This window comes from bacterium (assembly GCA_036382775.1).
In the GTDB taxonomy this organism is placed as follows: Bacteria; Hydrothermota; Tepidihabitantia; order SM23-42; family JAOAFX01; genus DASVHD01.
In genome coordinates, this window is sequence record DASVHD010000047.1 from 17994 (window position 1) to 31811 (window position 13818).

Sequence of the window (13818 nt, forward strand, 5' to 3'; positions counted from 1 at the left end):
GAAAGCGTTACTTCACAATGACCACCTTTTCCAGCTTATGCATGTCGCCGGCGGTCACGTCCACGAAATAAACACCGTTCGCAAGATGCGTATCATGGTTTATCTGATGCGTTCCGGTCGTATACGTTTTGTCCGTTATCGTCTCCACGACCCTTCCTGAAAGATCGATCACGCGCGCGTTAACCCGCGCATCGCCGGTAAGTACCACCTGCAACTGGATGTTACCATTGGTAATGGTCCTGATGCTTATCGTGTTGATCATCGTGACGCCTTGCTGATTTTCCTCAATCCCAACATAGATCGGTACGATATCTCCGGTGACCGCATAAGCATAGCCCATGGGTCCGTTGGGTACAGTTTGACCGGTAATCGTAAGCTTCCATTTACCCGTGGTCGGGCTGTTAACCCGGCAGCATTCCTCAACATTGCGGTTGTCCCAGGATCCGGGGTTTGCAGTCGACTGACCACCGGTATATTGATTGCCGCGATAATAGGTCCCGCCCGGATTGGTCAACAAGACGTTCAGGTCATTAACGAGTGTCGGGTTGGCGCTGGTAGCAGCCGCAGTATCGGTCCAGACAACGCATACGCGCAACGGTATTGCTGAGTTGACCATGAACGAATCAGTGATCGAGACACCGGTCGTGACACCGATCGTGTCGTCCTTGATAATCAGTTTTCGGGTATCGCCCGTCAAAAACAGTACGCTGTCAAGGTCGATCCGGCCCCAGCCGATGTTAAAATCCGGTATTGTATACGAACCGATATTGGGATCACAGGAAACGATCGCCATTGAGCGGAGTAGGGCAGCGCTCTGATAGCGGATCGAATCGGCCGGGTCGGCAGCGCCATCCGGATAGAATCCGGCCAACAGGTATTGTCTTATCAGGCCGACTGACCCGTTCGTTGCCGGCGTCGCCATGCTCGTTCCCGACAAAGACTGGTAACCGTTATCTCCTGCTCCATAAGCCGACATTAGCGGGTCACCCGGCGCGCACACGTTAGGCTTCATCCTTTGGTCCTGCGTAGGTCCGCGGCTTGAAAAACTTGCTATCTGGTTCGAACTTGTGCCGTTCTGGGTCGCACCAATGGTAAGGCAATTTTTGGCGATGGCCGGATCGCCGATGGTCATGGCGTTATACTCGTTCCCGGCCGCGTAAATATTCAGAAAATCGGGGTTCGCGTACGCATAGGCGTCGGTCGTCGCTTCCTGAAGCAGGTAAGTGCCGCTTGAATTGTACCACCGCCACGAGCCGGAATGCTGCAGGATATGGTAGGGGAGACCACGACCGAGATGGATCGTGTCATACATCGCGGTCAGGTTCGTAGTGATCGTGAAACCGCCGCCCGCGTCACACAGGTCGACAAAATAGAGCCTTGCCCATTTTGCCGTACCGTCATATAAGCTTGAACCCAGCAGCGTGTCATTGCCGCCGATCGTGCCGTTGACATGGGTGCCGTGATAGGTCGAACCAACATCTCCAAAGGCCGCGGTCGAATAGAGTTTATAACCGACTATTTTGCGATGATTGGGGAAAACGCCCGGTCCGGAGATCGGATACGCCGCGTCATAGAACTGCTGATGGGTGGTGCGCACGCCCGTGTCCGAGCTGCTCAGCACCGTTCCCTGACCCACGATCCCCGCATACCAGAGCCTCCTTGCGCCCGGATTAGTAGGTACGGACGCCTGCCAGCCAGTCTGCGTGACCCACTGGGCGTTATCGTTGCACACTTCCGGGGCGGACCAGCGCTGGATCCAATGCACGCCTGGTACGCGCGCCACCAGATAGAGCTTGCTCAAATCGCCGGTGATATCCAGGGATTTACAGAGTTCGTGGTTCACGGTTTCGATGACCGCAAAACCATAAGACTCTACCAGCGATACAATTTTGTTAATGTCTTCCCGCGTGTAGACCTGCACGGAAACCCTGTCGGTTCCCGAACCGTCAATGAGTTCCGATTGGAGCTTATATGCAGGCTGGAATATGCCGGTCCACTGCACATATTGTTTGGAACTTATGCTGTTCATTTGCGCACGGCTCGCGTAGACGATCTCGGCGTACATGGGAATGTAGCCGATAACCTCGATTCCTACGTTTTTCAGGTCCTGCAGCCACGCTGTATAGATCGGACCCTTGAACTGCACCAGGTAATAGCCGTATTCTTCCGCATCCCGGATACACAGCCTGGATGGGAGAGACGGTTCGCCAGACCTGGTGTCAAAGACGATGCCGTTAGAGAACGATATTATGGTGGCGTTCTCGTCCGGAACCGGTGTGAAGGGCACGGGCACGCCATGCGAGTGAATGTCGACTGCCGACAGCATGGCGGCACATGCGCACAAACCCAGTATTGCAAGTTTCATAAAACCTCCCTTTGTTTGTTGTCCTGATATATTTTAGTGTTATATGGCGAAAAGTCAAGAGTTTACATACTGGTCTATTTAGTTTATTTGGTTTCTCTGGTCTTTCTAGCTTCTAATGCCTGTCATCCTGACCCTGAGTGAAACGAAGAGGAAGGAGCTGACGTCATCCTGATAAAGCCGCAGGGTTGCGAAGGATCTGAGATTCTTCCCTTCGACTTACGCTCAGGGTGAACTTACTGCGAAACCATCAGAATGACAGACACAACAGACCAGAAAGACTAAAAAGAGTAAAAGGAACGGAAAAACCAGAAAAACCAGGGTAAGGTTTAACCTTACCCTGGTTTATTACTGACTACGGTTTGCCGCTTACAGTTCGCGGTTATTTAACGATTACCACCTTTTCCAATTTATGCATGTCACCGGCGGTCACGTCCACGAAATATACGCCATTCGCGAGACGCGTACCATGATCTATCTGGTAAGTTCCAGCCGCATAAGCTTTGTCGGCTATCGTTTCAACTATCCTGCCTGAAAGATCGATCACGCGCGCGCTAACCCGCGCATCAGCGGCAAGCGTTACCTGCAACCTTATATTCCCGTTGGTGATCGTCGTAATGGCAACCGTGTTTCTCATTTCAACACCTTGCTGATTTTCCTCGATCCCGATCAGAATCGGTTCGACATCACCGGTTATCGCGTAGCCGTATCCCTGGGGACCGTAAGGAACATTCTGTCCCGTAAGGGTTATTTTCCATTTGCCGACAGTCGGGTTCTGGACTCGGAAGTTTTCCTCGACGTTGATCGTATCGAAGGTAGTAGGATTAGCGATCGAATAACCGCCGGAGAATCTATTGCCTCGATAAGTGGTACCGCTCGGATTGGTCAACTCAACATTCAGGTTATTGACCAACGTCCGGGATGCGCCCGTAGCCGCCGCAGTATCGGTCCATGCGGTACTGACGCGCAGGGTCATAGTAGTGTTGACCAAAAATGAATCGGTGAACGACAAGCCAGTGCTCAAACCGATGGTATCATCCCTGATGATCAGCTTCCGGGCATCACCGGTGAAAAACAAAACGCTGTCAAGGTTGAGACGGCCCCAGCCGATGTTTGAATCGGGGTATGTGTAGGATCCCACATTGGGATCACCGGAAACCATCACCAGCGCTCGCAGCAAAGCCTGGCTCTGATAGCGTATTGAATCCGCTGGATCTGCCGCACCCGATGGGTAATATCCGGCGGTAAGGTAATTACGGATCAGCGCCACGCTGCCATTGACGGAGGGCGCCGCCATGCTGGTTCCGCTGAGCGACCAGTAACCATTGGTCCCGCCGCCGTTTGCCGAGTAGACAATATCGGCGGGTGTAAGGATATTTGGTTTCAAGCGGCGGTCGGCTGTATTGCCGCGGCTTGAATAATAATATATCGCGTTGGAAGAGGTGCCGTTTTGGGTACCGCCGACCGTTAGAATATTCTTGGATATTGCGGGGTGCCCCAGGGTCCTGCCGCCGGGACCGGAATTACCGGCTGAATATATGCTGAGGAAATCCGGATAGCGGTAGTGATAAGCATCGGTCGTCGCATCCTGTGTCTGATAATCACCGACCGAGCTGCCCCAACCCCAGCTGCCAGAATGCTGGAGGATGTGATACCCGAGACCAGCCCCCGGATAGATCGAATCGTACATTGGCGTAAGGTTCGTAGAAACCACCAGACTGCCATTAGATCCAATGTCGACAAAATAGATCCTGGCTTCTTTCGCTATCCCGTCGCGCGCGCTCGAACCTAAGAGCGTATCATTTCCCGCCGCCGTGCAAGAAGTATGAGTTCCATGATAGCTGAAGCCGGAATAATCGCCGAATACCGCACCGACATAGTCTTTGTAAGCCACGATCTTGCGGTGGTTGGGGTAAACGCCGGTCGTCGTGATCGGATATGCGGCGTCGTAAAACTGCTGGTGTCCTGTGGTGATCCCGGTATCGGTCAGGCTCAACACGACACCACTGCCAACAACGCCTTTTTTCCAGATCCGGCGGCCAAGCGAATCTACCGGCACTGACGATCGATATCCGGTCTGGCAGACCCACTGGGAATTGTCGTTGAATAATTGCGGTTGGTACCAGCGTTGGATCCAGCTCACGCCCGGAATAGCGGCAAGTTCTGGGATGCGTTTCAGATCGAGTTTGATATCGACCGTATTGCATAGTTCGTTTCTTATTACTTCAACTATTTCCAAGCCCAGCAGGGTAACCTGTTCGATAACTGCATCCACGTCAGCGTTGGGGAATAACTGCATCGTGACACGGCCATTGCCGGCAGCTTTAAGCAGTTCACCTTGGACTTTGTACGCCGGCTGGAATATGCCGATCCAGTTTACGTATGATCTCGTGCGCGCCTGTTCAATCTGCTCTACGTTGCCGTAAACCAAAAGCGTGTAATTGGGGAAATAGGTCATGACGTCGAGTCCAACGGATTTCAGCTCGTTGATCCACTGCGAATAGATAGGACCTTTGAATTGGATAAGGTAATACCCGTCGCCGTTATATGACTGAATCCTCAACTCGGCTGGTATAACTGGCTCACCAACACGGGTGTCGATCGCAAATCCGTTAGCGAAGCCGATGTAATTGGGGCTAACATCGATCTCAGGAGTGAAGGTCTGCACAACTCCCGGTGCATGGATATCGACTGCACCCAATAATCCGACCATAAAAACAATGGTTAAGAACCTCATAATACCTCCCTTTGTTTGTTGTCCTGATATATTTTAGTGTTATAAGGCGAAAAGTCAAGGGTTAAAAATACTGGTCTATTTAGTTTATTTGGTTTCTCTGGTCTTTCTAGCTTCTAATGCCTGTCATCCTGACCCTGAGTGAAACGAAGAGGAAGGAGCTGATGTCATCCTGAGAAAGCCGCAGGGTTGTGAAGGATCTGAGATTCTTCCCTTCGACTCACGCTCAGGGTAAACTTACTGCGAAACCCTCAGAACGACAGACACAACAGATCAGAAAGACTAAAAAGACTGGTTTTAGTACCCTTGACAAAAGAGCATTTGTTCTTATAATATATAATAATAACAAAGACTTAAATCTATATTGAGCAATAAAACAATTTTATTTGAGAAAGAAAGGGAGGTTGGAGCTGCAGGCAGCAGCGTAATATTTCATTTGCCTAACGCGCAAGAGAGTCGACAAGGAGGTAATGATGACTCAATTAAGGTTGCTTAAAGTGTTGATGATCGTCGTCTTGGTCGCGACATTATCACCTTTATTCGGTGATATGATACGGCTCAAGACCTATCCGTTTGATACTAAGCAGGGAGAACCGATCCTGCCCCCGCAGCTGATGACGACCGAGAAGGAAGTAAACTACTACGTTATCCAGTGCGCCGGCCCGGTCGAAAAAGCATGGAAGGACGACCTGAAGGCAAGCGGTGTTTATGTCCTGGGATACATCCCTGATTACGCATACCTGGTCAGGATGGATAAACTGACCGGGGAACTGGTAAGCTTAAAGCCGTATATAACTTACGTAGGTCTGTGGCAGCCGGCATACAAGATCCAGCCTGCACTGTGGAACATGGGCGGCACATTCCGGGCGATCATGCTCATTCACGATACTGAAGATCTGGCAGCGACGATCGCGAAGGTCCGTTCGACCGGCGCCAACGTCACCGACGCGTCTGAGATGGTGAGCAAATTAGTTGTCGCTGAAGTAAATTCATCCCAGCTCACTGCGCTGGCACAGATCGAAGGCATCTGGTGGATCGAATTTTACACGGATCCGGTCCTGTACAATAATAACAGCAGCAAGTGGTGCCAGTCCGGCGCGACCGGCGATACGACGATCTGGAATCGAGGCATCAGGGGATCGAACCAGATCCTTGGTACTACGGATTCAGGTATCACGACCGCGCACTGGGCGTTCTACGATGCCGCCTATCCCATAACAACATGGGGCAGTTACCCAAGCCACCGGAAGATCAGGAATTACAGCCGGGGCGGTTCATCAGCGGGATTTGGCGATGAATCCGGCAATTCTTGGCACGGCACGCACACTTGCGGCACAGTAAGTGGCGACGATTCCTACAATGGTGGCACGTCAACCTATGACGGCATATCCAAATCAGACAAGCATTCTTTTGTTGACATCGGCGTCACGGGCGGCGGGTTAAGCGTCTGGGCAGACCTGAACCAGTTGTGGGATACCAGCTATGCGTACGGTGCCACCGTCGTGTCCAATTCGTGGGGCTGGGGCACGTTTGGTGATTATGCTTCTTACGACGCCCAGACCGACCAGTTTATGTGGCGCAGGAAAAACCTCCTGCTCGTCGTATCCGCCGGTAATTCAGGTTCGGGCGCCAGTTCAACCGGCAGTCCAGGGAACGCCAAAGGCACGCTCACGATCGGTTCAGTGGGTAGGCTTGATGCCACGGCCATCGCTGGTTACTCATCGCGCGGTCCGACACTCGACGGTCGGTACAAGCCGACGATCATGGCACCGGGCGGTCTGAATACCGGTGGTGATCCTGGCTTGTATTCGTCTAACGGAGGCACCTCGGGCGGCAGCAGCGGCTACTGGCAGATGTCGGGCACGAGCATGGCATCGCCTTCAGCCTGCGGCACCGTGGGTTTGATCAGAGAATATTTAAACCGCGGTTTTTACCCGACCGGCGCCGAAGTGCCTGGTAATGCGATACCGAACCCGTCCAGCGCGCTTCTCAAAGCGCTCGCTGTTGTTTCGGCCGATCCCAATATCACCGGTTATACGGTACCCAACTATAACATAGGATGGGGGAGGATCGACGCGGAAAGCGTGCTCTATTTTTCAGGCCAGGCACGCAAGCTGTTACTGCACGATTCGGCTTCCGGCGGTTTGAACACCAATGACAGCGTCGTTTATTCATGGGACGTGACCAGCGCCATTCCTGTAAGGGTCACGCTGTGCTGGACCGATTCTGCCGGCAATCCTTCGGCAACCAGGCCTCAGACCAACGACCTTGACCTGAGGGTCGTCAATCCTGGCGGAACGTCGTACTGGGGCAATTACTATTCTGGCGGTCAGTCAGCGACCGGCGGCAGCCGCGATTCCAACAACGTCGAAGAGAATTTCAGGCTGAACTCTCCGACTGTCGGCAGATGGAGCGCCTGGGTACGGGGTCGGAATGTTCCGACCGGAGCCAACCAGACGTTCGCGATAACGATCAGCGGTGATGTAACCAACCTCGGGATCGGTGTAGCAGAGGAAACCGGTTTGACCGCAACGCTGACTGGGATTCGCAATTTCCCGACCGTGGCCAATCATGAGATATCATACACGCTGCAGGTTGCGCGCGCGGGAAACGTCGTGACCAGGATGTTCAATGTGCTGGGAGCCCGGGTTTACCAGGAAACGAGGAATTACGCAAAGGGAGAGTACCAGGCGCTGATCCCGGTGGCTTCTTTGCCGCATGGCGTATACTTCCTGGTGATCGACCTTCCAGGTCAGACCTATGAACAAAAGGTGGTACTGGTCAAATAACAACCGCTACTCCACATGCCTGGACGGATGTGCAATCGCTTGAATGAAGAACTGAGGCACGCATCAGCGTGCCTCAGTTCTTCTTAAGTGAACGGCATTTATCCACCTCTGCAATATGAAAAGGCACTTTAATATATGTTTAAATGTAAAAAATTATGGAGCAAATCCGGCTATCGAAGAGGTAAAATCTTAAGTAGAAAAAATATCGCACAGATCAACATACAACAAAACAGGTTAGATAACGCGAACATAGTACTGATAGATGTTATGGATGTTCTTAAGGAGGTCCCAGATCAGGAATACGAAAGACAAATAGTCAGGTTATATGCCATGATGGAGATCCGCAGACTGGACCCCATGAAGGCTCGGTAACATGCAGAACGTTTGGCAATGCTCGCACAGTCCTGGAAAAGCAAAATCCGTGGTATTATCAGCAATTGAATTCTTCAAGAACGCAAGCGCTCCTAAATGGATGGAGGAGTGCGTAAAGCTGTTAATATAGCGAGTCCGCACGGGGGGAAAGTCGCATCAAGACGCGCGCAGGTGAGAGGCTGCTCCGCATGGGTATTGACATCCATTCATCGGTAAGTATATTGTTATAACTTTTCAAAAGGAGGATACATGAGGAAAATGCTTTTACTGATTATCGCCCTGCTGGTCAGCATAAGCTGCAGCAGTAGGGTAAATCTGTACGTCGAATGCGATGTCGAACGAGGACAGACCTGGGACGATACATTTTCGGGAAGCCGGGGGGGAGACATATTTTCGGATCCAGTACTCGAGGAAATGACCGCGACCATTAACGATGACACGATGGAGGTCGATCTGCCCGATCCGGGCAGCTATCATCACTACGCGTATTTCTGGGATGAGGATACGATACCACCGGATGCCGGGTCAGAACACGAATTCAATATCCAGACCGATGTGGGCAACGCGTCCGCGACCGTCACCGTGCCTGGTGAATTCGATATAACGGCACCCCTTGAGGACGACAGTATTCCGATCGACGCGGCTTTGGACATAACTTGGGAAGCATCGGACGGAGCGGACTGGTATGCGGTCTGGTTAAGATATTTCTGGACCGGTGATAGTAAGGATACCACTGTATATGTCGATAATACTGCATGGACAGCTCCTGCGGACTGGATCGACGTCGATGGCACCATCTATGTCTATGTATACGCCGGCGACGGACCACGGTTTGAAGCGGGAGAAGCTGGGAATATCGAAGGCGCTAAGGGTTTCTGCGTCGCCACGAACTATCGGGCGAACCGGGTGATCGTAGGAGCCGGATACTTGGCACCAAAACAGTCGAAATTTGAAACTCAGAGAATATCTTCCAAGGATTTTTACCGGGCTTATATCAAGGAAATGTCAAAATACAGCTCGGAAGCCGCGGAAATGCTCGAGTATCTGGAATTTTAACCAGTTAAAATAAAGGAGGAGGCATGAGGAAAGCGCTTTTACTGGCCGTAGCCTTGCTGCTCGTCGCGAGTTGCAGCAGTAAGGTGAATCTGTTCGTCGAAGGCTATATCGAACGTTATCAGACCTGGAGCGATACGTTTTGGGGAGGTCGATCTGGAGATGTCTTGTCGGATCCGATACTTGAGGAAATGACCGTGACCATCAACGATGACACGATGGAGGTCGACCTGCCAGGACTAAACAGCTATAATCATGATGCGCGTTTTTGGGATGAAGATACCATACCGCCAGATGCTGGGTCAGAACACGAATTCAATATCCAGACCGATGTCGGCAACGCGTCCGCGACCGTCACCGTGCCCGGTGAATTCGATATTACGGCACCCCTCGAGGACGATAGCATTCCGGTCGACGCGGCTTATGATATTGCCTGGGAAGCTTCGGAAGGAGCGGACTGGTACATGGTTCTGATATATTATTCCTGGAGCGGAGATTACAAAGACACATTGGTCTACGTCAACGTCGATTCAACCACGTGGACTATCCCCGCGAATTGGATCAGTGAAGACGGGGAGATGTCGTTTTATGTCTATGCCGGTGACGGGCCGCAGATCGAAGTTGGTGCCGCCGGGAATATAAAGGGCGGAAAGGGTTTCTGCATCGCCACGAATGCCCGGGCAAACCATATAATTGTCGGGAATCCGGTCTTCACGGACTCTAGAAATGAATCCCATCGAATGTCTTCAAAGGATTTTTACCGGGCTTACATAAAGGAAATGTCCAAATACAGCTTGGAAGCCGCTGAAATGCTAGAGTACCTGGAATAATTACACGCAAACATCACAATCAAGGGGAGCGTTATGCTCCCCTTGATTTTTTTACTCAAGCGCTTCAAAAGGGGTAGAGAAGTACGAGAAGCTCATAAAGTCATGATTTATTGATTCTTTATAATTCGCAGTTTTTTCCAGGTAATCATAATGTCTATTATCAGACGTTGGCAGTTGCCAATGGAATAGGCCCCCTTGCAGCCAAAACGGGTGTTTAAGGCGAGATTCCCCAAAAGGTGAGGGTTTATGTAGGCCATTAGAGAATAAACCACTACAGGGTAGTGAATCACGAGAGCAGCCCTCAAAGTTAGTTGCTGCTCGAAAGCAAAAAAGCCGATCATTAACTGAGGAATGGTCGGCTTTTTTATTTGGTAAACTCCAAAAACCGCCATGCTATGATATTGCCAGCTTGATTGAAATGCGTCCTGGTGAAAATGGTGATGGGAGTTTTTAAAAAAACATGGGAAAGATAATATTGGACCTATGCGGCGGTACCGGAGCCTGGTCAAAACCTTATTTAGAGGCCGGCTATGATGTGCAAAATATTACATTGCCGGATTATGATGTCAGAACTTATAAAGTCCCAGAGAATGTCTACGGAATACTCGCAGGTCCCCCCTGCACGATATTTTCTAAAGCCCGGCCAATGATCTCACGAGACAGAAATTTTGCCGGCGCAATGACAATAGTTGAGGCCTGCCTGAAGATAATCTGGGCAGCTCGCATTTCTGGAAGTTTGCAATTTTGGGCCCTGGAGAATCCGGCGACCGGTTATTCACGGCAATTCTTAGGTCACCCGTGTTTTGTTTTTCAGCCGGTTGAGTTCGGGGATCCATGGACGAAGATGACGGCACTCTGGGGATATTTTCATCGACCGCGGAAAATTCACCCGGTCAAAAAAATCCGAAGGATCGGCAGTGGATATCCGCAAAAAGTCAATCAGTTTAAAGATTCAACCAGGCGTTCGATTACGCCGGCGAATTTCGCAAAAGCATTTTTTAAGGCGAACCCATAAAAGGAGGTAATCATGGTTAGAACAATGCGTACCGATGGTCATATCGGCAGCCGCATAAAGCGGAAGTACGGAAAGATCGGAGCTCCGAGATCTGCCAAGCGCAGACGCTGGCTCAAAAAAATCAGGCGTCATCACAGACGCCACAGACGGAGATAATCGTGGACCCCGGGAAAGAAGATTGCCCTTGCTGTCCTCTTTGTTTTGCTAATCCCGGGCCTGAGGGTATCAGTCTGCGCTGCGAGGGGAATAAATGCGCCTGGTGGGTTAAATCATTTGAGGCGTGCGCACTGAAAAGCATAGCGGTAACTCTATACAATATTCTGTGTCTCAAAAGTGAAAAAAAATAGCGAGATCTCCATTATTCCGATTCCAAATAGCCGGCAGCAATGTCAAGAGATCTTCCTGGTAAAGGGACGAAGGGCGGAGCGTTGCCTGAATCGAGCGGTCTACCGGATCCAATGGTCCTCGGGCGGCGGTAAAGCAAGATCGATTAGGCTGGTATGCCATAAGCATATCGATATTTACCGCTTCCTGAGGTCCTATCTACGGCCTAATACTGTATTAACTTGAACTACGGAACAAGACTTACAATGGAAGAAAAAACTAATGGAATTACAGACTAAAATTGATTACTCCAAAGTCTCGGATCTAGTCAAAAGTTACCAGGTGAAGAGTGCTCGGGAGCGGGAAGCATGTCCGAATACCAGCCGGACCATCTATACCAGGACCGATTGCAGCTGTGGGCATGCCTTTGTTAGGATCAATTCCGTCAGCTGCAAGAAAGAGATCTGTCCGGTATGTGGTCAAAAGTACAGCGCGTTACATAATCAAAGGATGGCGCGCTGGCTGCCTAAGATCCTCTGGATGCTTGACCAGGGTTATTATATCGGTTATCTGGTCGTTACGCTCCCCCCTGAGTACTGGGTCCTCGATAAAGTTTTCCTGAGAGCGTTTAGACGCTATGTAGTGCGTAAACTCAAGCGCTATGGTATCAAGTACGGTAAGGTGCGCTTCCACTGGGCCGGCGACAAGGGCGGTAAGTACTTCCCCCATCTCAATATCCTGATCGCTACCGATGGCTACCTGGATTGGATCGAGGACAAAAAAGACCCGGTCACCGATAAGGTCATTAAAAAAGGGTTCAAAAGTGAATTTGCCGAATGGTTAAAATATCCCGGGACTCCCGTAGTGCATTACAAATATAAAAAAGACATCGGATGGGTCATGCATAAGGTTGAATACGTTACGCGGCCGACATTGAACTTGATCAATGACGATTTGTTCAGTGATCACCATAAAAAGCAAATATGGAATGACGTTGTAAAAGGGTTTATGAACGATGTGGAGATCGGCAAGCCGCAGAAAATTGATAAGGATGTCGACTACTGGATCCAAAAAGGCTTAACAAGCATGGGTGATCAGAATTTCAAGCTTTTCAGCCTTACCCTTAATCGCTGTCCACACTGTCATAAGCCATTAAAATGGCACTACTGCAAGGGAGAACACGAGGCCCTGGAAGGATCTATGTGGAGTAATGACCTTAATAACGAGTATACCGAGTTGATATTTTAAATTGGAGGCAAAACATGAATATAACAGTAGAACAGGCAATCAATATCGTAACTGTCAACAGCCGGTCGGCAGTCATCCGTGAACTTGGTCAGATCAGGACTCACGCGGATATTATCGAGGACGAACTCAGGGACAAAAATCTGATCAATCTCACGGACCAGCAGCGCGACGAAAAATATCGGCTGTTGATCAAAGCCCTGTCCAAGATCTTTGCAACGTGCGATCATATCAAGCAGGACTGCCGCGCCTTGTACGAAATCCTGGAGAAGGCCTTCCCTGATGTCGCGCTGAATGGCGGAGTGTTGGATATCAAAGAGCCGGAGGCTGATCGTGGCGGTAATTGAAAGAATCAAACCGCAGGTCTCCCCTGCTATTGAAGTCGATAGAGTCGACGAGGAATACCAAAGCAAGCAGCTCAAGGCTGGAATTTTGAAAACCTTGCGATGGTTAGTCAGGGAATCACGATCGACCATGCTGATCGATACGAAGGTCAAAAGTAATTCAGTCGATGCTAAAGACCTTTTTGTAATTGTGATCTACCCTCTTGATAAGTCACTGCTCGATATCTTTTGTAAGCTGACCGGATCATTCTTAACTATGGCCCTTGGGATCTATGACAAGCGGATCCCCGCGCCCTGGGACGCTCAGCCGAAGCTGTCATCGACCATCATTAAACCTGGAGGATAAATGACCACACTTTATAAGTGCGTTCATGCTGATCGCTGTACAGATCCGTACTGCATTCATCAGCGTTATCACACGGAAAGAGACGACTGCCAACTGAACCGCGCGTGTGATTACTCTAAGCATGTAGTATGCAGGGTCGCGCGCAGCAACATCGAAAACCTTAAGCCGCCGGCAGGGAAGCTCCGCATATGTCCCGCGTGATGGTGCATGTGTTAAGGGATCATTACGAAAATCTGTGGCGCTTGATTACGCGCTATGAGATCCTGCTGCGGCACAAAGGTTATTCGCGGTCCGATCTGGATGAGCAGCGGCTGCGCGTCTTCGAATCGAAGCCCTGCAGAATAGATTTTGTAAAGGCAAAGCCGAGCCTGAATCGGCACAGCAAAAAAGCGAGGTAATAATAT

The 13818-nt window shown here is 50.5% G+C and carries 10 protein-coding genes; 8 read left to right on the plus strand and 2 right to left on the minus strand.

All coding sequences use genetic code 11. From position 1 onward, the window contains the following. Positions 1-7: 7 nt before the first annotated feature. Both VF399_11935 and VF399_11940 read right to left on the minus strand, forming a co-directional pair. On the minus strand, positions 8-2365 hold the full coding sequence (locus tag VF399_11935; GenBank protein ID HEX7321048.1) for a S8 family serine peptidase: 2358 nt from the start codon (positions 2363-2365) through the stop codon (positions 8-10). A 379-nt stretch (positions 2366-2744) separates the two neighbouring features. Then, a complete protein-coding gene (locus VF399_11940; GenBank protein HEX7321049.1) occupies positions 2745-5099 on the minus strand; it encodes a S8 family serine peptidase in 2355 nt (784 codons plus the stop codon). 470 nt (positions 5100-5569) lie between these two features. Here VF399_11940 and VF399_11945 point away from each other — a divergent pair, with 470 nt between their 5' ends. The 8 genes from VF399_11945 to VF399_11980 all read left to right on the plus strand — a co-directional run bounded on the left by VF399_11945 (position 5570) and on the right by VF399_11980 (position 13812). Next, the gene (locus VF399_11945; protein HEX7321050.1) at positions 5570-7885 is read left to right on the plus strand and encodes a S8 family serine peptidase; all 2316 of its coding nucleotides are present in this window, start codon (positions 5570-5572) and stop codon (positions 7883-7885) included. Positions 7886-8515: 630 nt separating this feature from the next. After that, positions 8516-9313, plus strand: coding sequence for a hypothetical protein (locus VF399_11950; GenBank protein ID HEX7321051.1), 798 nt, complete (start codon positions 8516-8518; stop codon positions 9311-9313). A 23-nt stretch (positions 9314-9336) separates the two neighbouring features. After that, positions 9337-10140 carry a hypothetical protein gene (locus VF399_11955; GenBank protein HEX7321052.1) on the plus strand — a complete coding sequence of 268 codons (804 nt, stop codon included), beginning with the start codon at positions 9337-9339 and terminating at the stop codon, positions 10138-10140. A gap of 460 nt (positions 10141-10600) precedes the next feature. After that, a complete protein-coding gene (locus VF399_11960) occupies positions 10601-11155 on the plus strand; it encodes a hypothetical protein (protein ID HEX7321053.1) in 555 nt (184 codons plus the stop codon). Positions 11156-11761: 606 nt separating this feature from the next. Continuing rightward, positions 11762-12727, plus strand: coding sequence for a hypothetical protein (locus tag VF399_11965; GenBank protein ID HEX7321054.1), 966 nt, complete (start codon positions 11762-11764; stop codon positions 12725-12727). A gap of 14 nt (positions 12728-12741) precedes the next feature. Next, positions 12742-13071, plus strand: a complete 330-nt coding sequence (locus VF399_11970; protein HEX7321055.1) for a hypothetical protein — start codon at positions 12742-12744, stop codon at positions 13069-13071. Continuing rightward, positions 13058-13414: a hypothetical protein gene (locus VF399_11975; protein ID HEX7321056.1), complete on the plus strand. Its 357-nt coding sequence runs from the start codon at positions 13058-13060 to the stop codon at positions 13412-13414. The genes VF399_11970 and VF399_11975 overlap by 14 nt, the downstream gene beginning before the upstream one ends. Before the next feature lie 188 nt (positions 13415-13602). Then, positions 13603-13812 (plus strand): hypothetical protein, encoded by a 210-nt coding sequence (locus VF399_11980; protein ID HEX7321057.1) that lies wholly within the window; start codon positions 13603-13605, stop codon positions 13810-13812. Positions 13813-13818: the final 6 nt, after the last annotated feature.

Bases quoted from the DNA above. Each gene is read 5' to 3' on its own strand.
- VF399_11980 (HEX7321057.1), top strand. From the start codon at position 13,603: ATGTCCCGCGTGATGGTGCATGTGTTAAGGGATCATTACGAAAATCTG.
- VF399_11950 (HEX7321051.1), top strand. From the start codon at position 8,516: ATGCTTTTACTGATTATCGCCCTGCTGGTCAGCATAAGCTGCAGCAGT.
- VF399_11935 (HEX7321048.1), bottom strand. From the start codon at position 2,365: ATGAAACTTGCAATACTGGGTTTGTGCGCATGTGCCGCCATGCTGTCG.
- VF399_11965 (HEX7321054.1), top strand. From the start codon at position 11,762: ATGGAATTACAGACTAAAATTGATTACTCCAAAGTCTCGGATCTAGTC.
- VF399_11940 (HEX7321049.1), bottom strand. From the start codon at position 5,099: ATGAGGTTCTTAACCATTGTTTTTATGGTCGGATTATTGGGTGCAGTC.
- VF399_11945 (HEX7321050.1), top strand. From the start codon at position 5,570: ATGACTCAATTAAGGTTGCTTAAAGTGTTGATGATCGTCGTCTTGGTC.
- VF399_11960 (HEX7321053.1), top strand. From the start codon at position 10,601: ATGGGAAAGATAATATTGGACCTATGCGGCGGTACCGGAGCCTGGTCA.
- VF399_11970 (HEX7321055.1), top strand. From the start codon at position 12,742: ATGAATATAACAGTAGAACAGGCAATCAATATCGTAACTGTCAACAGC.
- VF399_11955 (HEX7321052.1), top strand. From the start codon at position 9,337: ATGAGGAAAGCGCTTTTACTGGCCGTAGCCTTGCTGCTCGTCGCGAGT.